Origin of the sequence: Pseudoalteromonas sp. Of11M-6, from assembly GCF_022347905.1 — a bacterium.
Lineage (GTDB): Bacteria > Pseudomonadota > Gammaproteobacteria > Enterobacterales > Alteromonadaceae > Pseudoalteromonas.
On the sequence record NZ_JAKRFW010000058.1, the window covers coordinates 1 to 22,564 of the forward strand.

The 22,564-nt window shown below is 42.8% G+C and carries 18 protein-coding genes and 1 tRNA gene; 7 read left to right on the plus strand and 12 right to left on the minus strand.

What is annotated here, in order from left to right; genetic code table 11:
• Positions 1-4: 4 nt before the first annotated feature.
• A complete protein-coding gene (locus tag MHN32_RS20545; protein WP_239422662.1) occupies positions 5-1,096 on the minus strand; it encodes an IS91 family transposase in 1,092 nt (363 codons plus the stop codon).
• Positions 1,093-1,926 carry a tyrosine-type recombinase/integrase gene (locus MHN32_RS20550; RefSeq protein ID WP_227386675.1) on the minus strand — a complete coding sequence of 278 codons (834 nt, stop codon included), beginning with the start codon at positions 1,924-1,926 and terminating at the stop codon, positions 1,093-1,095. Before MHN32_RS20550 ends, MHN32_RS20545 begins: the two co-directional genes overlap by 4 nt.
• 1,112 nt (positions 1,927-3,038) lie before the next feature.
• On the opposite strand from MHN32_RS20550, the gene MHN32_RS20555 reads away from it, so the two are divergent.
• The 3 genes from MHN32_RS20555 (at position 3,039) to rimI (ending at position 3,911) form a co-directional block, all read left to right on the plus strand.
• Positions 3,039-3,115 (plus strand) — tRNA-Trp (locus MHN32_RS20555).
• 63 nt (positions 3,116-3,178) lie between these two features.
• Entirely contained in the window at positions 3,179-3,475 is a 297-nt protein-coding gene (locus MHN32_RS20560; RefSeq protein ID WP_239422663.1) for a hypothetical protein, read from the plus strand.
• Positions 3,465-3,911 (plus strand): ribosomal protein S18-alanine N-acetyltransferase, encoded by a 447-nt coding sequence (gene rimI / locus MHN32_RS20565; RefSeq protein WP_010605967.1) that lies wholly within the window; start codon positions 3,465-3,467, stop codon positions 3,909-3,911. The genes MHN32_RS20560 and rimI overlap by 11 nt, the downstream gene beginning before the upstream one ends.
• Here the strand turns inward: rimI and MHN32_RS20570 are convergent.
• From MHN32_RS20570 to MHN32_RS20580, 3 genes are all read right to left on the minus strand, one after another.
• Positions 3,903-6,584, minus strand: a complete 2,682-nt coding sequence (locus tag MHN32_RS20570; RefSeq protein WP_239422664.1) for an ATP-binding protein — start codon at positions 6,582-6,584, stop codon at positions 3,903-3,905. The two genes, rimI and MHN32_RS20570, sit on opposite strands and share 9 nt — an antisense overlap.
• Before the next feature lie 185 nt (positions 6,585-6,769).
• Complete coding sequence (locus MHN32_RS20575; protein WP_239422665.1) at positions 6,770-9,733, minus strand: TonB-dependent receptor; 2,964 nt, start codon at positions 9,731-9,733, stop codon at positions 6,770-6,772.
• A 463-nt stretch (positions 9,734-10,196) separates the two neighbouring features.
• Positions 10,197-11,297 carry a tRNA nucleotidyltransferase gene (locus tag MHN32_RS20580; RefSeq protein WP_239422666.1) on the minus strand — a complete coding sequence of 367 codons (1,101 nt, stop codon included), beginning with the start codon at positions 11,295-11,297 and terminating at the stop codon, positions 10,197-10,199.
• 90 nt (positions 11,298-11,387) lie between these two features.
• On the opposite strand from MHN32_RS20580, the gene MHN32_RS20585 reads away from it, so the two are divergent.
• A complete protein-coding gene (locus MHN32_RS20585) occupies positions 11,388-12,302 on the plus strand; it encodes an AAA family ATPase (protein WP_174169761.1) in 915 nt (304 codons plus the stop codon).
• A gap of 8 nt (positions 12,303-12,310) precedes the next feature.
• Entirely contained in the window at positions 12,311-13,294 is a 984-nt protein-coding gene (locus MHN32_RS20590; protein WP_102057451.1) for a general secretion pathway protein GspB, read from the plus strand.
• Here MHN32_RS20590 and MHN32_RS20595 read toward each other — a convergent pair.
• The gene (locus MHN32_RS20595; RefSeq protein ID WP_010605973.1) at positions 13,291-14,502 is read right to left on the minus strand and encodes an HD-GYP domain-containing protein; all 1,212 of its coding nucleotides are present in this window, start codon (positions 14,500-14,502) and stop codon (positions 13,291-13,293) included. The genes MHN32_RS20590 and MHN32_RS20595 overlap by 4 nt on opposite strands.
• A gap of 128 nt (positions 14,503-14,630) precedes the next feature.
• Here MHN32_RS20595 and MHN32_RS20600 point away from each other — a divergent pair, with 128 nt between their 5' ends.
• Positions 14,631-15,944: an amidohydrolase gene (locus tag MHN32_RS20600; protein ID WP_237115745.1), complete on the plus strand. Its 1,314-nt coding sequence runs from the start codon at positions 14,631-14,633 to the stop codon at positions 15,942-15,944.
• A 60-nt stretch (positions 15,945-16,004) separates the two neighbouring features.
• On the opposite strand, the gene MHN32_RS20605 is transcribed toward MHN32_RS20600, so the two are convergent.
• Positions 16,005-17,345 carry a peptidoglycan DD-metalloendopeptidase family protein gene (locus MHN32_RS20605; protein ID WP_235368289.1) on the minus strand — a complete coding sequence of 447 codons (1,341 nt, stop codon included), beginning with the start codon at positions 17,343-17,345 and terminating at the stop codon, positions 16,005-16,007.
• A 151-nt stretch (positions 17,346-17,496) separates the two neighbouring features.
• Between MHN32_RS20605 and tyrS the strand changes: the two genes are divergently transcribed.
• Positions 17,497-18,696 (plus strand): tyrosine--tRNA ligase, encoded by a 1,200-nt coding sequence (gene tyrS / locus MHN32_RS20610; protein WP_102057449.1) that lies wholly within the window; start codon positions 17,497-17,499, stop codon positions 18,694-18,696.
• Between the two features lie 62 nt (positions 18,697-18,758).
• Here the strand turns inward: tyrS and MHN32_RS20615 are convergent, their stop codons facing one another.
• The 5 genes from MHN32_RS20615 to MHN32_RS20635 all read right to left on the minus strand — a co-directional run bounded on the left by MHN32_RS20615 (position 18,759) and on the right by MHN32_RS20635 (position 22,502).
• Positions 18,759-19,715 carry a cobalamin biosynthesis protein gene (locus MHN32_RS20615; protein WP_239422667.1) on the minus strand — a complete coding sequence of 319 codons (957 nt, stop codon included), beginning with the start codon at positions 19,713-19,715 and terminating at the stop codon, positions 18,759-18,761.
• Positions 19,715-20,422: a 5'-methylthioadenosine/S-adenosylhomocysteine nucleosidase gene (gene mtnN, locus MHN32_RS20620; RefSeq protein WP_010605978.1), complete on the minus strand. Its 708-nt coding sequence runs from the start codon at positions 20,420-20,422 to the stop codon at positions 19,715-19,717. The genes MHN32_RS20615 and mtnN overlap by 1 nt, the downstream gene beginning before the upstream one ends.
• A 108-nt stretch (positions 20,423-20,530) precedes the next feature.
• Positions 20,531-21,121 carry a DUF2726 domain-containing protein gene (locus tag MHN32_RS20625; RefSeq protein WP_010605979.1) on the minus strand — a complete coding sequence of 197 codons (591 nt, stop codon included), beginning with the start codon at positions 21,119-21,121 and terminating at the stop codon, positions 20,531-20,533.
• Between the two features lie 144 nt (positions 21,122-21,265).
• Complete coding sequence (locus MHN32_RS20630) at positions 21,266-21,772, minus strand: NYN domain-containing protein (protein WP_227386874.1); 507 nt, start codon at positions 21,770-21,772, stop codon at positions 21,266-21,268.
• A 40-nt stretch (positions 21,773-21,812) separates the two neighbouring features.
• The gene (locus MHN32_RS20635; RefSeq protein ID WP_174169765.1) at positions 21,813-22,502 is read right to left on the minus strand and encodes a hypothetical protein; all 690 of its coding nucleotides are present in this window, start codon (positions 22,500-22,502) and stop codon (positions 21,813-21,815) included.
• Positions 22,503-22,564 lie beyond the last annotated feature (62 nt).

Consider the following 22,564-nt stretch of genomic DNA (forward strand, 5'->3'; position numbering starts at 1 on the left):
GCTGCTAACTCGTTCGGTCTACTTTGGTCGGTGTTGCATCTAACTTGAATACGCCAATTAGCCGCAAGATACCTACCTTACAATGCTGACAAGGCCAATTCGGTATCAATGTCACGTTTTCTCCTGCCTTTGGCCTCTTTGCTCTGCATGTGCATGACGCCTGCGACCTTATCAGCGCTAACTTTCGCTTGCGACATGCATTGGCTAAAAAACCGTAATGCCGAATACGCATAAATCCTTTCGGTAGTACATGCTGCAAATAACGCCGTAAGAATTCGTCATTACTCAGTGTCATCACTTTATCACGATTATCATCTGCGTAATCTCGGTATTTGAAGCTCACCGACTGTGCATTCGCTGTCACTAAACGTGATTCAGACATCACGCCTTTTCGGGTATACCGTGCTAGGTAACTTACTAGCTTTTCACTGTAAGCTAAGCAGGCTTTGCTATACACGCACCACTTTGTTGGCGTGTTTATCTTCACGAGTGACGTATTAAAATCACTAAGCGCCGCTAGCATTTTTCCTCTAAAGACCGTTGATAACGCTTTAACGGGATATAAATAGCCTTTTTCTATCTCATTCCATTGAGTCTTATCGAGCGTACCTGCTGGGATTAAACAGTGTAAATGAATATGCTGACTTAAATTTTGCCCCCAAGTATGCAAGACGCTAGTCATTCCTAATTGGCCATGCCCTTTTCGGTTAGCAAATTTACTCAAGGTTTGCCATGCTGCTTTGAATAAACACTGGTATAAGGCACTTGGGTTATAGTGAGCAATGGCATTAAGTTCATTAGGAAGCGTAAAGACAAGGTGGAAATAGCGGCATGGCAATAAGTTCTCTTGCTGCTTTTGTATCCACCTTGCCGTTGCCATTCCTTGACACCGTGGACAATGGCGGTCTCGGCAGCTGCACCCAATCTGCTGTGACTCACCGCAGTTATCGCACTGCCATGTTTGATAACCGAGCTGACCCGTTCTGCATGATTGAAGATGCTGACAGACGCGTAGCTGCTGATAGCTCATTATATGATGTTGCCGATAATGCCCAAGGCTCGAATTTAAAATATCAGCGAGATGTAAAGTGCTCATGGTTTAACCCAACTTGCGAGTAAATCAACACCGCCATGCCCCAATTCGGGTAACCAATGTAAGTAGCTTTGCGTGGTTTTAATATCACTGTGTCCAAGCTGATGTTGAAGTTGGTGCAATGGCATGCCTGATTCAAGTTGATGTGTTGCATAAGCATGGCGTAGTGCATGTGGATTACAGTGAGTTAAGCCGCAATGTCGTGCATGTTCACGTAATGGTCTCCTGAAGCTTGATGCTGACATGGGTTTATCCATTAACCATCGTGAATAAAACATCCAACCCGTTGGGTGATACATTTTCCAGTAACTACGTAATTGGTTAAGTACGCTATCGGAGGCCACCACATAGCGTGACTTATCTCCTTTACCTTGTTCAATCAAAATGGTTTTTCGCTTTCCATCAATATCTTGCACTTTAATATGTAAAAGCTCACCAATGCGTAAGCCACAACCATAGCAAACCACAATTAACGTTTTTAATCGCATATCCGTACAGTTTTCTATCAACCGCCGAATATCGTCTCGAGATAAATAGGTTGGTGCGCGAGTCTTCGCTTTTGGTAATGCGATATCTAGGTTCAGCGGTCGGTGTAAAATATGTTTAAACAAAAACCAAATACTATTTATTTGTACTTTTTGGCTTGCTCTAGAGAGTTTACGAATAGCCGGATCATTAAAAAAGGTATTCAGTTCATCATCGGTAATTGAATCGAGTGGTTTATTGAAATAGTGACTCAGTTTAAGTAGATGCTCACAGTAACTTTTGCATGTACGTTGCGAATACCCTCGGTAGGCTATTTCTGTTTTGACTTGTTCTATGAGTGGGTTCATGCTTACCTCCAAGTTATGGGATAACCCCAAGGTAAGTGTGGCTCAGTTGGTGAGAGTAGGATCTCCGCGTAGCGGCTTAGTTCAACAATTTAATATCGAGCGATTGGGTCGTTTTTCTACAGCAATCTGTCTCGTTTTTGTCCCATGACTATTGATAGCAAATTTAGGAAGTACTTACCAGTACTGAAGTTACGTTACATTGCTCTAAATGTGAACACGACAAAAACGACTCACAGGGTCGTTTTCCTGACTATGGAAGAAATTCAATAGACATGGATGTATATATAGTGGTTTAGGCGAAAGGATGAACGTCAGCTTTTCGCTCAAATCCGCCCTTAGAGCATTTACGTTAACTCATTTTGGGGCAGAAGCGGGTTTTAGCAACAAGAGTCAGTACCGCTTACACTGACCCGATATTGAGGTAGAGTTACTTGCTCGAGGATTTACTCGGCTTTAGGCCTGGCGTGTTTCCTGGAGTTTTTTGTTGTCACGTCGACGTTGATCTGGCTTGCCTGTTGATTTGGCTTTTGGTTTTGGTCCTGGTTTCAAACCCATGATTTGATCCTTTTATTTTACGAGGTTATTCCTCGTTGTGTGATCTTTGAGCAGTATTGATGGTTTTCAAGGTGTGTATGAAAAACAATCAAAAAAATATCCTCTAAGTTCTCTGCTGGTAACTCACGTTTTGACGAACCACTTAAAGTGTATGGTGACCGGTTGGAGACACAAGATGGATAGAATTGCCTCGGGTCCGCGACGGCTGAGTGTTGAAGAGATACAAGAGCTTCGTCGTGATATACAAGAATCTTCGGCCTAGGTTAAAGCTGAACTAAAGCCTCGACGATCAGTAAAAAATCAAAAAAGTTCTGCGCATGGTATAGGTGATGGTATCGAGAACAGCTAGCTTTCTAACTAGCTGCTATGTAGATATATTTTCTTCTGTTGATCTTCAAGTGGGAATAATGACTCTAAAATGAGTTAGCACCCCGCTTAAGAAAAGGGCGAATATGATAAATATTCGCCATTTTGCTTGTTTTAGAAGCAGTTGAATCAAAAAAGTGATTTTTTCACTTTACCTTTCAAAAAAGCGCTTTATAATGCGTCGACATTGCAGGGGCGTAGTTCCAATTGGTAGAACAGCGGTCTCCAAAACCGATGGTTGCGGGTTCGAGTCCTGCCGCCCCTGCCACTTCTTATTTTGCACTTCGCATATTTTCAAAGTAAACTCCCTAAAAAATTAAACTGCTTAGCTATGAATCCGATTTACGCAAATATTCTCGATATTATACCGCTAAAGCTAAATTCTACATTTGCACATCTTGACCCTAACGCTGTTGTTGCTACTGATGTGAATGAGCTTCAGCAGGTCGTTTTACCAGCTGTTTTGTTGCAGGACTTTGAATTGGCAATGGGTAGAAAAATTGAGGTTGTCATGGGCAACACGATTGCACTTGAGAATAATCAGTTAAGTTTGCCGTGTGCACAACTAAGTACAACTCAAAAGCGTGAGTTGTGGCAATTAATCTGGCGTCAGCAAGATGCAAGTTAAGCAAGGTGGTTTACTGCAGTTTCCACTTAATGAGATTATGCAAGTAGAACAAGCCTGTCATGCTTTTCCTTGGAGTGAGAAAACCATGCAGTCTTGCCTTCATGGTCGTTACTTTAATACAGCTATTGTTGATGGTAATACGCTAGTGGGTTTCTACGTTGCAGAGCGTGCGGGCCCAGACTTAACCTTGATGGATATTTGTATTCGTCCTAATTACCAAGGTAAGGGCTACGCGAAGCCATTAATGGAAGATTTGTTAGCGCAAGCAGAGACCTTGCAGGCAGAAAATATCTTCCTTGAAGTAAGAGCGTCAAACGCTTCAGCAATCGCGTTATATCATCGCTATGATTTTGTCGAAATGGGCTTGAGAAAAAACTACTACCCGAGCACTCATGGTCGTGAAGACGCAATGCTCATGGCCTTACCATTAGCCTAAGTGACTATTATCCGTGGGCTGGTCTATCGATAGGGTGTAGCGCATAGCCTCAGTGAGCTTAAGCAAATAGTAATGGCGATTACTGTTTTGTGTTTTTTGCAAACTGGTTTCTAGTTCCCCTGCGGCTTCATGAATATTCATAAAGCCAAAGCAACCCGCGCTGCCTTTGATACTATGTGCTAGTGCCCTTAAAGATTCCCATTCCTGTGTATCATAAAGCTTTTGCAGCTCAACTAGCTGTGACGGTAGCTTTTCAACGTAATTTCGGCTTATTTGTAAGAACTTTTCGGTTTGTAACAAGGCATCCCATGAAGAGGACTTGCCATTTTGAAGTTCAAGGTACTCTAGTAGTAATTTACCTAGCAATTCTTTATCTATCGGCTTGCCTAGAGTGGCATCACACCCTGCTTTAATATGGTTGTCTATGTCGTGTTTCATTACGTTGGCGGTAAGCGCGATGATTGGTCCATCATAGGCGGCATGTCTGAGCATTTGCGTTGCTTCTTCACCACCCATGACTGGCATTTGCATATCCATTAAGATCAGTTGATAGTCTTCAACCAGCGCCATCTCAACCGCTTCAGCACCGTTATTAGCAATATCAGGAACTATGCCCCAGTTAGACAGTAGCAGCGTAATAAGCTCTTGGTTATCGGGATTGTCTTCCGCAACAAGCACTTTGGCATCAAGCTCTTTTACTGCTGCAATATGGGTTTTACTGTTATCCGGTTGTCTTGGTCGCTCAAGTGCGTTTAGCCAAGAGTAAGAGCGCTCTTTGAAATTACCCGAGACTTCAACAGAAAATAGACTACCTGCGCCTTGTTGGCTTTGAACATTTACGTCACCGCCAAGCAGTTGTGCTAGATTCTTTGATATACAAAGACCTAGTCCTGTGCCACCGAAGCGCCGAGTTGTTGTTGTATCAGCTTGCTCAAAAGGCTTAAATGCGCGCTCTAGCTCATTTTGCGACATGCCAATTCCGGTGTCTTTGATACTAAAAATAAACTTTTCAGATTCCGGTCTAAACTCCACCTTTAAATGAACGCCACCGTACTCAGTAAATTTCACCGCGTTTGTTGCGATGTTAAGCAAGATTTGTTTTAAGCGAGTAATGTCGGTGTAAAGCTTGTCAGGCAACGGTAGAATAAATTCTGTGGAAAAGTTCAGTAGTTTTTCATTCGTCATCGGCTCAATGATGGATTCAATATCATTGATGAGTGGCATTACCAAGACCTCTGATTCCTCCACATCTAGTTTTTCAGCCTCAATTTTAGAGAGGTCTAAAATATTATTGATAAGTTCTAAAAGGTGTTTAGAGTTTCTTAAAATTGTGTCTAGGTGCTGTTTTGAGGCAGGTGAATTAGGATGCTGTATAAGCTGCTCGGTAAACCCCATAATAGCGGTAAGCGGGGTACGTATCTCATGACTCATGTTAGCTAAAAAGCGACTTTTAAGCTGGTTTGCCTGCTCGGCTTCTACAATAGCAACTTCTAGCTTGCTATTAGTTTCTTCTAATTCTTTGGTTCTGTCTTCAACTTTCTCTTCCAAGTGCTCTTTGTAATCCTCAAGCTCTCGCTGAAAGGTCCGAATTTGGCCGATCATATGGTTGAAATCTCTGAAAAGAATGCCAACTTCGTCACTATTATGCTCTGGTAGCGCCACCATTAGATCACCATCTCCGACCCGGTGGCTCGCTTCTCCCAGTAATTCTATGGGGTTGAGCAACAGGTTGCGGACCACGATAAAAATCAAAATGGGCAATGTAACGACAGATAGAATAACGATCAATGCTGTGATCAGACTAATAGTTTTACCAGAGCGGTAAAGTAGCGACTTAGGGATCGTTGAAATATAAAAGTAGCCACCGCTTAGTTGCGCGCTGTAGGTCATCCTTTCCACATTATCAATACTATTAATAACGGTAGAGTCTAATTGCCCAAGATCAGCAATATAGCCTATTTTTTCTATTTCACTGGCGCTTAAATAGTGGCCAATGAGATTTGTATCTGAGCTGAATAATACCTCACCATCAATGCTCACCAAGAGGTTTAGCGTATTATCATACGGAGCTTCAAGTATGCTAGTACTTAAGAGAGAGGGAGAAACTTGTACGACGATATAGCCTTGTTGTCTAGGCTGCTTAAGTTCGTAATCTACACTGTAGATCTGCTGGACAAAATACAGTTGCGTACCTGCACTTGAGGCAACCATAAATTGATGTTGGCGTAAGTTACTTTGCATGATTTGTTTGGCAAAGGGATAAAGGTTCGGTGCTCCCCCTAAGTTACTAGAGTAAAATGCGGAGCTTCTGCCATTGGGAGATAAAAGATTGATACTAATGATATCAGGGTAGGCTTCACTATAACTGGCAAAAACATCCATTAGCGCACCTAAACGCTTAGTCTTTTCCATTCTTTCAAGATGGGCCGAATTAAGAAAATCACTAAGTACTGGAGAGGTTGAAAGCAGTTTTGTCGTGGACTGGTAGATCTCAATATAATTGAACATCTTCTGCTGTTGTTGTTCAACGAAACGACTAACAATGAGCTTGGCTTGTTTTTGCGTTGAGCTAGTTACATTCGTGAGCGTAAATCCGCCAAGAAACAGCAAGGGTAATATCACAAGCGGGGTGATATACCAAAGGAGTCGAATACTTAACTTGCTTGTTTTCATGGATAACTAGCTGCCTTGCTACACGAAATCTTAATGACAAAAAAATTAACATGAGTATTAAATCATAAGCAGGGGGAGGTGAATACTCAAGTTTGCTCAATCGCGGCGAAAATAAGATAAAAGGTGGGGATAACGTAAAAAAGCCTCCAAAAGGAGGCTTTTTTTGAATCAAATTCTAAAGAAGATTAGAAGTTATACTTCATACCTACTGAGAATCTACGACCATTAACATCATAGAACTCGCCTGAGTCGAATGTTACTGGTGTACGAGGAGGTTCTTTATCAAATAGGTTACTTACACCTAGACGAAGTTGTAAATCCTCTAACACGTATGACTTATACATGAAATCCACAGTTGTATATGATGAAACTTCGTTGAAGTTATTAGCTTCAATAGTCCAATCTTTGTCATCAACCGTACTATGGCGGTAATTAACCGTTAACGCGTAAACTGATTCATCTTGCGAGTACACCGCTGTAAAACGGCCTTTCCAGCGTGGTGAATCGTCAGTTAGTCCAGTAAAGCTACGTAAGTCGTCAGCACGGCCTGTTGAGTTTTGAGTGTCTTTTTGAATGTAAGTCGCGGCTAATTTTAAAGCAACCTCACCACTCATGGCATCAAATCGATATGCCGACTCTAGATCGTAACCTTTCTTTACTATTTGTGCAGAGTTAATTGGGCGTTGATAGAAGTGTTCAATATCGCCATTTTCACCGCGAACTAAATTTTTACAAAATAAGTTGTCAATTGATTCACTTTCATAACAGTATTTGATTATGTCTGCACGACCAAAGTATTGAATTGCGCCGTCAATTTCGAATGACCAATAATCAACAGTAAAATCTAGACCTTCGATAAATTCAGGTGTATAGATAAGACCTACAGTTAAGTCATTAGACACTTCGTTCTTAAGTTCGGTGTTACCAACGATTGAACCTTCAAGACTGCCGCCCGCAAGCCATTCTGAAGAAGGCATCCAACCTTCAGGTAAGCCGTCAGCTTGGCAATTTCTGATAATATTTTGTTTGTACTTGTAATCGTCACTTAGCTTTTTAATGCTGTCAGCACGACAGATGTCAGCACGGCCAGAGCTGTATTGTGTTGATGACGGTGCAAATAGATCACCCAAGCTCGGTGCTCTGACTGATTTTGAACGGTTAACGCGTAGTCTTAACTCTTCAGTTATACCCCAATTAAGTGCTAGCTTCCAAGCATCGTCTCCACCAGTCACTGAATAATCCATATAACGATATGCACCTTCAAATGTTAAGTCTAATGCAAGAAATTCGTCCACGAGTAATGGTACAGATAGCTCCATTGAAAGCTCGTCAACTTCAATTTCACCATGCATTGGTAAGCTAGAGTTACCGAAGATTAAGCCTTTTTCCATATTTTCAGATGGTGTCTTTTCAGCAACTTCGCGACGGTGCTCGGCGGTAAATGCAGCACTCACATAACCAGCAGGAAGCTCAAATAGAATACCATCGACGGTGGCTGCAAAAACAGCTTGATCATGTCTTGCAAAACGGGTCGCTACAGTCGAAATATAACCCATTTGCTCTGCAGTTGCTGATGTTGCACCCATAGGATTAAATGGTACACAGCCTGCGATTTGGCCAATGATCTTACCTTTACTATCACGGTCTACACATACAGTTTGACCATCGATAACGGCTGAGTTAACTGCGTTTAGTAAGTTTTGTTCAAGAACTTCACCTGTCCAAGTTGTATCTTGCTCTACGCGGCCAAATTGGAAATAGGCACTGTAACTCCAATCATCATTGATAATCCCTTCGGCACCAATAGATGAACGGAAGACTTCACGCTCTTGTTCGTAGTTACGGTCACCCCAAAGGTTTGAGTTCGCTTGATATAAAGTTACGCTATCAATACCTTTGACTAAATTACCATCTTTATCTTTGTATTCTACGCTATCCATGATATTGCCCATTTCATCGCTCACAAAGGCATTATCACGATAGATCTTATAGGCGAAGAATGTTGGACCGCTTTCAGTTGTCGAGTCTGTTTTTGACCAAGTTGCGTCAAATGTCAGAGCATGCTCATCATTCAGTTCGTAAGTACCATACGCAGAAGCGATTACTCGCTCTAGAGGTGTTCTAAAATAACTTTTTGATCCTTGAGTAAATACACCATCACCTTTGTTGTATTCATCGTGGAAGTAGCGGCCAGCAGCTAAGTCTGAAATAGCTGAATTTGGATCTGGGATCAAACCTAACCCATAGTTAAATGGTTGTAATGAACCATCTTCTTGAAATGCAAAGTGGTTATTTAAATATACATCACGAGTTTTATCTGCACCCGGAGCGATAGCAAAGAAATCACCTTTTTCAGAATATCTAGCGAGGGCCGTTTGACCGTTTAGTACGATATTCCCAGGAATGCCATCTTTGCTTCCTGTGTCAGAAGGGTTGGCTATCGATCGCATTGAATTTCTGTAGAAATCGCGGTCAAGCTTTGCATAGCTTTCGTTTTTCGTATAATTCAACGAGGTAATGAATGAAAGCTTGTCTAGCTCTTGTCCGCCAGTAATTGAGAAAGAGTAATCTTCACCGCCATTTTGTTCAGGCTTCACGGTGGAGATATCAACTTCTACGCCATCAAATGACTTCTTGGTAATGATGTTTACAACACCGGCGACAGCGTCCGCACCATAGACTGCTGCTGCGCCGCCTGTTGCGATTTCTACACGCTCAATAATAGAAGTAGGGATGTTGTTTAAATCTACCGCAGTGTCACCAACAGAGCCTGGTACAAAGCGACGGCCATTAACTAATACCAGTGTACGTTCTGAGCCTAAACCACGCAGATCAGTAGTATTTAAACCTGACGCATAGATGTAGCTGGTGGTATTTTCAGGAGATAGGCCAACACTAGCTTGAGGCATTTCAGCTAAAAGGTCATTTACGTTGGTGATGCCTTGGTTTTCAAGCTCTACACCACCAATTACAGTAACTGGTGTAGGTGAAGTTAGGTTCACACGTTTGATTCGTGAACCGGTAACTTGAATGCGCTCTACTGATTTAGCTTCTGTTTGTTCGTTTGCAACAGCTACTGAACTGCTTACGGCACCAGCGACTAAAGCAACTTGGATTCCAGCGGTAACTAGATTTAACTTCTTCAACATTTTGACCCTTATTTACTTTGTTTATAACGATGGCCGACCCTTTCCATACTTTGGAAGGCGACATATCGCAATATAGGTGCTGCGTTTTTACCATAAACAATTGTTAAATATGGGTTTTGTCTAAATGTGTATGATGTTTAAAAAAGGTGTAATGTGTGATTTTGTTGTTCCTTATTTGGTTTTCTTTATTATAATCAGTTGGTTATGGTGGCTCTTTGTGTCATCTTTTATTTACGGTTAGTAAGTGTTTACAAATGCTGTTATTGTTTTGAGAACAATAAATTTAAATTTGATAGAAATGATATAAGTTTCAGTTTGAAATTTAAGCTTTTTTGTAGCTGGAATTGTAATTTTTATGTGGGTTTTGCTGTGCTAAAAGTGAGCACTTGATGTTTTGAGGGGAATTCGACAGGGAACTTTTTTAGATAGGCCGAAAATCAACCTATCTCTTTATGGAAAATAGCTAATTTTGCATAGCTTTTAAGCGTCTGAGTTTGAGCTGCTCTTGAATAGCCTTTCCTTGGTAGCCGTCTGCAATGATCTCTTGTACATCGATGTTGCGAGTTGCTAAAAAGTTCTGTGTAAGTTTGTCACAAAGAGCACGTAAATTATCACTTACCTTGCTACAAATATAACAAAAGCGCTCTAGTTTCTCAGGTCTGCGCCATGCGTCTATATTTTGTAAGATAATAAGCCATTCATCAGGGGTTTTACTTTCTTTGCTCAATAAATCGAGATTTGCGATAAGCTCTTTGCTGCTTTCTAAGTAAATATTAGGCACTTTAAATCGTTTTGCTTGCTCTAACTGAATCAAGCAAGTACCCGAAAAGTAACAGGCAAGGCTGAATTGTGCTAATCCATCCAACTCATCATTCTTTTCAAGTCTAGAGAGTGCACTTTGAAATTTTCCATATGCTGCTTGATCCCACTCTGGGATGTATGGAGAAACAAATTCACGTGCACCTAACGCTGAAATCGTATTTAGAAAGTGTCCTAAACCGTTATCTTGCATTGTTTTTGCTATTTCTAGCCAAATACGCTCTTTGGTTAAGGTTTTTAATTCATCGTTAGCGACCATGGTTTGCATAAGGTGCCAAGTTTCAGTTGCAATGGTGAAGTTGTATTCTTTATAGCGAGCTGCAAAACGCGCTACTCGCAGCACTCTAAGTGGATCTTCACTAAAAGCGCTGCTGACATGGCGTAATACTCGGTTTTCTAAATCTTTTTGACCGCCATAGGGGTCAATAAGCGAACCATCATCATCTTTAGCAATTGCATTAACGGTAAGATCTCGGCGAAGTAAATCTTCTTCCAAGCTTATTTCTGGGCCAAAATCACAAATAAACCCAGTGTATCCTTGACCACTTTTACGCTCGGTGCGCGCAAGAGCGTGTTCGTCTTTTGTGATGGGGTGTAAGAATACAGGGAAGTCGCTGCCAACTTGCTGATAGCCTAGCTCACTCATTTGCTCTGGTGTGCTGCCAACGACCACATAATCTCTTTCTTTTATTGGGCGCCCTAGCAGTTCATCTCTAACTGCACCGCCGACGAGATAGATTTTCATTTGCTATATTCCATTTTATGCGATTCAAGGTTTTATCTTGAACCGGATTTTGCCATTATAGAGCGCATCATAACAATAAAGAGACAAGTCGTGTATTTACGCTATTTTGGGTTAACTGAAAAACCCTTCTCGATTGCACCAAATCCTGAATTCTTATTCCTTAGCGAACGTCACAAGGAAGCACTTGCACATTTAACCTATGGGTTGGGTGACGCGGGTGGCTTTGTACTACTGACTGGTGAGGTTGGTACGGGGAAAACCACAGTTACACGGAGTATGCTGGCTCAGTTGCCTGAATCAACGAAGGTTGCTTTTATACTTAACCCATCGCTATCGGAGCTTGAACTGCTTGCGACGATTTGTGATGAGCTGGAAATTGACTATGACAGCAACAACGCCACGTTAAAATCGCTTACCGATGTGATTAAGCATAGATTGTTAGAGAACCATCATAGTGGTGGTCATACAATGTTGATCATTGATGAAGCTCAGCATTTAGCACCGGAGGTACTTGAACAGCTTAGGCTGCTGACTAACCTTGAAACAGATCATAAAAAATTGCTACAAATAGTATTAGTGGGTCAACCAGAGCTACAGCATTTGTTGCAGCGCAACGAGCTGCGGCAATTAGCACAAAGGATCACGGCGCGTTATCACTTACTGCCACTTAGCGAATCGCAAGTTTTTGCTTATATACAGCATCGTCTGCAAAAAGCCGGTTGTCAGCAAGCTTTGTTCCACCATGATGCGGTAGCCTATGTACATCAAGTGACAGCAGGGATCCCAAGATTAATAAATTTGTTGGCCGACAGGTGTTTATTAGGGGCATACTCGGCATCGCAAACTCAGGTAACGAAAGCAATCGCTGTTCAAGCAGCAAAGGAGGCGCTACCCACTAATTTAGTGCCAGTTGCAAGCCAAGAAAAGAGTCGCGTGCCATTATTTTTTTCGGTTTGGCTTGGTATGTTATTTGTTGCGGGCTTTGGTTTGGCAAAATTGGTGTAGAGGGAAACATGTCGTATTTAACAAGAGCAATGAAACAGTCGCAGCAAGGTGCAGATGCCGAACAGGATTATTTGAGTCAACGCCAAGACGCCCAACTCATTTTCTATAAAAAGCTCGTTACCTATGCCGGTGCGGGTCTCTTGTCTTTGTCTTCACTTGGGGCGGGGTATTATATCGGTAAGATAACGACCCCAGCAGAAGTGCAACCAGCAGTAACGACTAAAGTGGAGGCGAAAAAAGAAGAGCAAGCTGAGCTTTCTACAGATCTTGCGGTGGAGAATAATCAGCAGGTGAAAAAGGCTAGTGTTGCTAGTCAAGAAGTGAGTACACCAGCGACAACTTCAGCGACAAACAACACTGTTAATTCTAATCTAGAGGCACAAACTGCTGAGCCTGAGCAGCACTTCCAGTGGGTGTCTGTGCAAATTGGCGTTGATAACCAAGGCAAGCCTCTATATCAACAACAATTGGTACCGGTAGATTCTGTTAAAGCTGTACCTGTTGTTTCAATCCCTACATCGGATGTCATTCAACCTAATCAGGTTACTCAAGACTTATCTCCAGGAGAAGTCCAAACGGCTGGGGAGTACGCGGGCTATCGTGTATTTGGCGCTAAGCCAAAACCACAAGATGATGAACTTGCCGGGGTATCAGAAGAACTTAAAAAAGCCTTTGCAGAGGCGGTAAAAGAAACAGCACCGCATGAAGAGCCTGAGGTGCTTGCTACTACTAAGGAGTCTGCTTCAGCTACGCCCATCGCGCTGCTGCCTGCCCAATTGCAAAATAGTATTCCAAGCCTGCGCTATCAAGCACATATTTATGCTACCGACTCCCATGAGCGGTGGATAAAAATAAACAATAGACCTTTATATGAGGGTGATAGTCTAGGGGCTTTGACCGTTGTAGAAATTACACCAGAGCAAACACGTTTTGATTTCGACGGTATTGAATTCAGCCTTGAGGCAATGGAGGACTGGCTGCCTTCATATTAAGGCAGCATTGAATGTTTAAAAAACCGAATAAGATCAAGCTTGAATTCTTCGGGCTTGATCGCTGACTCTAGCTCATCGTTTGCTTTTTTCGCGCTTAAATCGATATCTTGAACTTCAATGTAATGCATGTGCTTAGCGTGATAAAACACTTTAACAACGGGTTTTAGCGGCGTTTTGGGATTGCTTTGGGCAATAACACCGACCTTACCACTAGTGAGTTTTACTAAAGTGCCCACAGGGTATACGCCAATGCAAGCAATAAACCGGCTTAGTAGTTGTTCGTCAAAATGGTGAGGGCAGCCTTCACGCATTAACTTAAACGCTTTAATTGGTGTCATGCCCTCTTTATAGACGCGCTCAGCGGTCAATGCGTCATATACATCAACGATAGCTGCCATTCTCACATGCTGAGGAAGTTCGTCCGCAGTTTTGCCATAAGGATACCCTGTGCCATCTAGGCGCTCGTGGTGATAGCCTGCTATTTCACAAGCAACTCGTCCAAGACCTGCATTGAGCAAAATATCAAAGCTGTATTTAGCGTGAGACTTCATGATGTGATACTCATCGAGGCTCAATTTTCCAGGCTTATGTAAAATATCGTCGGGAATTTCTATCTTACCAATGTCGTGGAGTAGCGCGCCTGTGGTCATCTCCTCGGTTAACTCTCTCGAATAGCCTAGGTGCTTACAGAAAATAGCCATTAAGATAGAAACATTAATAGAGTGCTCCAATAGATAGGCGTCTTTTTCTCTGATCCGCGCGATACAGGATAGTGCATCTTGATTGCGAAATACGGAGTCAATAAAGCCGCTTGCTGTTGCTTTAAAAGCCTCTATTTCTATCGCTTTACCCGCTTTAATATCCGCAAACGCTTTGCTTTGAATTGCTTTTGCTTCGTCGTAAAGTGTCACTGCGTGTTGCATCTCTGCATCAACACTACACTTGCTCTGCCATGGATCATGCTCTGGTTTATGCGGCTCTTCTATATTTTCATCATGAGGTGGTTCGTCGTGAGGGTCATGTTCTGAAAGGCGCTTACTGGGATCGACCGTTACCTCTAAAACACCACTCTTTTGTAGCTTTGTAATGCTTGTTTTCGTTCTCACCCAGCCTTTGGTTTTAATCGCAACTGAGCCTGTCTGCTTTGTCACACCGACAACAAACATACCTGGCTCTAAATCACTGATATTAATGTTAATCTCTGGCATGAAGGTTCCTTAAGTTGTGTCTTTAAGCGTAGCAAAACTTGGTAAAATAGAAAGGATTAAAATATAAATATGATTGATTTTCCCCCAATAAACCCGCATCCTGAAAGAAACAAAAAGGAGTCTATTTTATGCGCTTATCTCCCTTGGTGTTAGGCCTCATTGCCACGTTGTCTTGGCATGCGAATGCCAATTTGAAACAACAAGTTGCAGAGTCTATGCCTGAACTTGAGTCTTTGTACTTACATTTACATCAAAACCCTGAGCTCTCTTATAAAGAAGAAAAAACAGCAGGGCGTTTGGCGGATGAAATGCGCAGACTTGGTTATGACGTGACTGAAAATGTGGGTGGCTTTGGTGTTGTTGGCATGCTGAAAAATGGTGATGGTCCAACGGTGATGATCCGAGCCGATACCGATGGTTTGCCAATTATTGAAGAAACAGGGAAGTCGTACGCGTCAAAAGTTAAAGTGAAAGATGATGCGGGGAATTTGGTTGGTGTGATGCACGGTTGTGGTCACGACATCCATATGACCAGTTTAATCGGTACGGCAAAACAGCTAATGGCTAACAAGGAAAAGTGGCAAGGTACATTGATGTTAGTTGCTCAACCCGCTGAAGAAGTGGGTGGCGGCGCAAAAGCGATGTTGAAGGAAGGGTTGTATACTCAGTTTGCTAAACCCGATCATGTGCTTGGTTTGCATGTAAGTGCTGCGGTTCCTGCCGGTAAAGTGGCGATCGCACCGGGTTATGCATTGGCGAATGTTGACTCAGTTGACATCATTGTCAAGGGTAAAGGGGGGCATGGAGCCTATCCACATACTACCATCGACCCTGTGGTACTAGCATCTCGAATTGTACTAGGACTACAGACCATTACATCACGAGAGATCTCTCCGTTAGAGCCGTCGGTGATCACTGTAGGCTCTATTCACGGTGGTTCTAAGCACAATATCATTTCAAACGAAGTGAAGCTTCAACTGACGCTACGCTCTTATAATCCGGATGTGCGTGAGCAACAAATTGCGGCGATCAAACGCTTGACTGCAGGCATAGCAAAAAGTGCAGGATTGGAGGACAGTCTTGTGCCTGAGGTTATCGTTCATGAAAGCGAAAGCATTCCATCTACGTATAATAATCCGGAGTTGGCTAAGTTTGTAACTAGCGCTATTAAGCAGGAAATTGGTGCAGAAAATGTTGAACAATCTCAGCCGGTGATGGCTGGTGAAGATTTCGGTTTATATGGCCGTACTGACGACAATGTACCAATTACAATTTTTTGGCTAGGTGGTGTTAATCAAGCGGTATTCGATGCGGCACAAAAAAGCGGAGAGCCTTTACCTTCATTGCATTCTAGTCACTTTGCGCCAGATTACCCTATCGCCATCGCAACTGGAGTTAGAGCGATGACTAATAGTGCACTTGCTTTGTTTAATCAAAAATAAGCTTTATCTAGCATTTTTATCTTGCATAGTAAAAAGGTAGCCTTGGCTACCTTTTAGTTTTTAGTCTTTGTTTGCTGCTGCAAGCATTAACTCTCTATTGCGCTCTAGTTTTACCAGCATCGCATCTGCAATGGGTTTGAACTTAGCGAGCTCAGACTGAGGTAATGGTTCAGACTTTGGCAGTTTTACCGTTTTAGGATTTCGGTGTACGCCGTTCACCAAAAACTCATAATGAAGGTGAGGACCTGTTACGCGGCCAGTTGAGCCGACAGTACCAATTTTCTGCCCTTGCTTCACTTTTTGACCTGTCTTAACAGTACGCTTATTCAAGTGTAAGTACTTAGTCACATACTTGCTGCCGTGCTGAATAAACACATAATTACCATTGAGTTTATTGTAACCAGACTTTAGTACTTTACCGTTACCAGAGGAAACCACCGGCGTGCCTACGCGTGCCGCATAGTCTATACCATTGTGAGACGATACTCGGCCAGTCACAGGGTGAAGGCGACGCGGATTAAAGCTGGAGCTGATATATTTGAAGTTAACCGGTGCTCTTAAGAAAGCCTTTTTCATGCTACGGCCTTCAGGGGTATAGAATTCGTCATCAGTATGACGAACCGCGCTGTAACGCTCGCCCTGGTTGATAAATTCGGCAGCAATAATTTTACCATTACCGATTTCTTCACCGTCTACATAGTGCTTTTCAAACACTAATGCGAAAGAGTCGCCCTTGCGAATATCGTTTGCAAAGTCGACATCCCAACCAAAAATATCGGCGAAGTTCATTATTTGGCGTTCGCTAAGACCCGCTGAAATACCGGCGCTCCAGAAGCTGGAACTGATCTCACCACCTGCTGATTTTTCGCGACTTTCGATTTCTTTGCTTTCGATTTTGGTTTCGTAACTACCCTCGTCGTTTAGGGTGACCAATAAGGTGTCCGTTTTTGACAAGATGTATTTTAATTGAGCTAATTCACCACCATCATTGCTAGCAAAGCTAAGCACTTCTCCCGGGTGGATTTTAGTCAGCTTGCGGGTTTCTGCGTTGGTATTGACCAGATTGTGTAACGTTTTGGCAGAATAACCTGCGCGTTTAAAAATCACGGCTAGGCTGTCGCCAGACTTCACTTCGTGGTCTTTAAATTCAAATACAGGTTGTTTAGGGGCAGACTCAGGCGTGATGACTGGCGCTGCATCTAATTCAGTAAGTTGCTCTGTTTTTTCTGATATTTTTACTGGCAACTCGTAACGTTTCCCAACTTCTAAAGCTTTTCCGTCATTGTCTTTTGAAGCCGTTGCTTTTTCAGAGGGGATCAGGGCAATTCCGACCATCGCAGATAGGAAGCCGATGATGAGCACTTTGTGCTTTTTGGGGAGCTTATGAACCACATGAACCATAATGCGCCTTTTCTGCTGTCAAGAATTATTGTAGATAATATTGCAGGATATACGTAATAAACCCGTAATACCAGCGTTTTGTGCATTTAAACTCGGATAAATATAGGCTAGAATCGAGCGATTACAAGTTATAGCTGTTGGAGTGAGAATAGTGGATTTAGAAACTGCATTTGCAGAGATTAGCCGTGGTGCAGAAGAAATTCTGTTGCAGGATGAATTAAAAGAAAAGCTGAAGTCAGGTAAAAAACTACGTATTAAAGCGGGTTTCGATCCAACAGCGCCTGATTTGCATTTAGGACACACAGTGCTAATCAATAAAATGAAAACCTTTCAAGACTTAGGCCATGAGGTGATTTTCTTGATTGGTGATTTCACCGGTATGATTGGCGACCCAACGGGCAAAAATGTAACTCGTAAGCCACTCACTCGTGAAGATGTACTGGCAAATGCAGAAACATACAAAGAACAGGTTTTCAAAATCCTTGATCCTGCCAAAACCACAGTTGCATTCAATTCTGAGTGGATGGAAAAGCTTGGCACAGCCGGTATGATCAAGCTTGCTGCACGTCAAACTGTGGCACGTATGCTTGAGCGCGACGACTTTAAAAAGCGTTATGCAAATGGCCAAGCAATCGCAATCCACGAATTCTTATATCCACTGGTTCAAGGTTGGGACTCGGTTGCACTAGAGGCGGATGTTGAGCTCGGTGGTACCGATCAGCGCTTTAACCTATTAATGGGTCGTGAGCTACAAAAAGACGAAGGGCAAAAGCCGCAAACAGTACTGATGATGCCGCTACTTGAAGGCACCGACGGCGTACAGAAAATGTCTAAGTCACTAGGTAACTACATCGGTATTACTGATGCGCCAAACGACATGTTCGGTAAAGTGATGTCGATTTCTGACGATTTAATGTGGCGTTACTACGAATTGTTAAGCGCAAAAACACTGGATGATATCGCTGCACTTAAAGAAGAAGTTGCAGGCGGCCGCAACCCTCGTGACATTAAGATTGAATTTGCAAAAGAAATGATTGCTCGATTCCACAGTGAAGCTGACGCTGAAGCGGCGCATCAAGACTTTATCAAGCGTTTCCAAAAAAATGCCTTACCTGATGAGATCCCTGAAGTCACCGTAACTATTGAGGGTGAAAGCACGTTTATCACTAACTTGCTAAAAGAAGCCGGTTTAGTGGCAAGTACTTCAGAGGCGATGCGCATGATCAAGCAAGGCGCGGTTAAGCTAAATGGCGAAGATAAAGTAACAGACACAAAATTAGAAGTTGCGAAAGGTTCTTGTGAAATCTACCAAGTAGGTAAGCGTAAGTTTGCGAAAGTTACGGTAAACTAAACAAGCTAATCTACTTGTTATAGCCGAAGAGGTCAGTGTTTTACTGGCCTTTTTTGTGGTTGTTACAACATTAAGCTAGCAAAATTTATAATCACAAGCAGTAAGGCGGAAGTAGCAATAAATAGCCAGCGCATTTGATTAAGTAGCCCGAGTAAATGCTGAATATGCTCAGCTGAGGGTTGCGCTTTTGCACCTACCCGCATCACATCATAACGTTCACCAAAATAAAAGCGCGGCCCTGCGAGCTGTGTATGTAAATTTGCGGCAAAAAAGCTCAGTGCCCATCCGGTATTCGTTTGGCTAAAGTGACGGCCGTAGTATTTAATGTAGTGCCAAGTTTGCTTTGGTCTAAGTAGCAATGAAAAGCAGGTAATTAATAATCGAATGGGTACAAACTCAACGAGCCAAATCACGCGGGAAAGGCTTGTCATAAAACGGGCTGAGGGGGGCATTACGTGCCGCCAAGCATGGTCGCATAGCAGTAACAGTTTATAAAATAGCGCGAGATAGGGGCCTGCCATTAGATACAGTAAAGCAATGACAAAAAAATGGCGCAGGGTATTTAATGCGGTGCTATCTATGGTGGCTTTACAAATACCAAGCTCTGTTAGCTTCTCTACATCTCTTGCTACCATTCCTTGCAACACGGCTCTTGCGGTTACTTTTTGCTTTGACTTTATCAGCGCGGAAATACGCTTAGCACGGCTTTCATGGCTAATATCTAAGCATAAAAACAACACCAGCCCACCGAGCCAATTAGGATAAAAAGCAAAGCTAATAATCGCATAAGTTAATACGGTGATGGTTAATATAGGGAGGAGGAATCCCAGTGTGCCTGATAACAGTTGATAACTAGAAGCCGCTTTGGGGCGATAAACTTTTTCGGCAATCGCTTTAAATATAAGGCTAAGAATAAGATTAGGGTGATAAAGTGTTGATAACCTTATCCCTAGGCTGGCAAAAATCGCCAGTAAGAAAATGATCAGGCCCTCATGGGCCTGAAGCAAGCTGTCGAGCACTAAAGCGTAACCTTATCCAGCTTATTAAGTAGTGCCATCACCATTTTAGAAGAGTTAACAGAAGCGACTTCTAGATACTCTTCGAATGATTGCGGTGATTCTTTGCCGGCGATATCAGATAGCGAGCGGATCACAACAAATGGCGTGTTTAAAGAATGACAAGCCTGCGCAATTGCCGCACCTTCCATTTCTACTGCTAACATCGTCGGGAAGTCTGCACGCGCCTTGTCGATGCGTACTGGGTCGCACATAAAGGAGTCACCCGTACAGATCAAACCAACCATAGTTTGAATGCCTTCAAGCGCATGTACGCTTTGCTCTGCAGCTTCAACCAATTTTGTGTGCGAAGTGAACGCAGCCGGCATTTGTGGAACTTGACCAATTTCATAGCCAAATGCAGTAACATCAACGTCGTGATGACGTACTTCATTTGAAATCACCACATCACCGACGTTTAGTGATGGTTCAAAGCCACCTGCAGAACCCGTGTTGATCACGCAATCTGGCGCAAAGTTGTCGATAAGCAAAGTTGTCGCAACTGTTGCTGCCACTTTACCAATGCCAGACTGTACAAGCGTTACGTCAAGACCAGCCAGTTTGCCGGTATAAAAAGTAAAGCCACCTTTGGTCAATGTTTGCGGGTTTTCCATGGTGTTACGCAAAATGGTAACTTCTTGCTCCATTGCGCCGATAATGCCTACTTTCATCAAAAGATTCCTAATTTGTGGTGGGGAAAGCCCCAGTGTCAAAATTGCTTTTATTATACGAAAGGGGTTTTGATAGGTAAAACAAAAAACGGGCTGACGCCCGTTTTGCTAGATTTCTGCCAACTGAGTTGACTGTGCTTTTGCCTGTGAAGGAGACAGTACCGCAGGTTTGTAGGTGCGGTTTCTGGTTTTCTTTGGCATCTCCACTTTTTGGCCAAGCTTGAATAGGATTGCCGCACGGACCTCAGCGCTTTGGTAGCCACTTTTGATTTTCATACGAATGTGTGGAATACCCGCAGATTCCAGAGCGCCACTTACAAACCAATCTTTTTGTGCTTTATGGCCGTTTTTATTGGCGTTATTGACCAAGTCAACAGCGGCAACAATTTTCAGTGTCTCTTTGTCTACCAAGACATAATCCAACTGCTTATTCTTAGCTTTAGTTACCGCAGCACGACGTGCTTTTGGAGAGATACCCGGCTTGCACTCAATCACATCAATGAGCTTAATGCGGCTAACGATTTTATATCTATCGCCAACGGCACGTTCTAATAAATGTAGAAACGATGCTTCAACGGTGGTAAAAACAGATTCTTTACGATTAAATGGATAAGGATTGCCACCCACATCGGTGTACTTAGAAGCGACAATGGAAGCAACGACCACTAGAGCCAAAATAGCAAGTAACGCAAATTCCATACAAAACTCCAAATCAAAAAAATGACATCTGTGGTTTTATAAGCAATAGCTGTGCCATAAAATTACTTTACGGCAAGTCATAAGAATTTTTGTGGTTGGCTATGGAGGTGGACTATTTGTCGTATAGGAACGTATCTGACAGTGTTAATCGCCGTGATGTATTTCAGACCTGCGTCGACTAATTAATAGTTTACTATCAATAGGAATAAACTCACTAGCGGCACGGATCAGTGAGGCGGCGGTAAGCTGCGGCACGCCGTAAACTTCGACTCGGGTATGGTATTTATCTCTGAGTTTATTCGCGAGTAAATCAAAATCACCATCGCCAGTTACTAGAATTATTACATCGGATCCTGACGCGCATTCCATGGCATCAATGGTAATGCCAACATCCCAATCACATTTTGCGGAGCCATCGGCACGTTGAATATAAGGCTTTAACTTCACCTCAAAGCCAATCGCTCGCAGGATATTTTGGAACTGCTTTTGTTTGTCGTTACCCCGTTCGCTGGAATAGGCAATGGCTTGATATACCTCGCGATTAGCCGTTGCTTTACGCCAAAACGCGTTATAGTCAAAGCCTGTTTGGTAGGCTTGTTTGGTGGTGTAATAAACATTTTGAGCGTCAACTAAAATGGTGACTTTTTCCATAATGGACTCTTAGCAATAAATTTGCTTTATGATAGCAAGATTAGCGTTTGTTTAGCCATTTACTCATCGCGGCATCATAGGCTTTTTTAATGGCACCGCCATCGCAAGGGCGAGGCGGAGTACGCCAGTTATTACTTAATCCCTCTGGTGTAGGAATACTCGGATCGAGTCTAACCTCAGTATAGCACAAGCCATTTTCACGGTAGACTTTATAATGTGGTGTGGACGCGAGTAGCTCTCTTGGCTTGCTCGCAGCACTGGTTTGATGCGCTTTAGGTACGGTGATCTGCTGCGGCTTTTTTTGGTTTTGGCTGAGTACAACGTCACTGGGAGTGCGCTCTAAAAGTTGCTGACGAAATTGAGAGATTGCTTTGCGATGGTCTAACTTTTTAGGTTGCGTGACGACTGCTGCTTTGGCTATGTGCTTGGTTGTACTTTCAACCGTAGGCTTTTTTGGTTCCGTTTGCGCAGTTTTTAGTACTTCAACCGTATCGTCCTTCAGCGTCGGTTTTAACTCCTTTACTGGCTTATCTTCAGTTATCGCTGGTGTCTCAATATGCTCCACCTTGGGCTTGGCAGGCTCAATAACCAAATAGGTTTTCATTGCCTTAATTTCTAAAGGCTTTGAGGGGATATAAATACTTTGCTGCAAATACCAGCCGAGCAGTAGATGCAGCACAATAGAGCCAATAATGGTGAAACTAATTAGGTTGTTTTGGAGCGGCCGCATTATTCTTATTAATCCTTGAGTTATGCAGAGTTAGAGCTTAATCAACGTGTAAATGTTCCCTC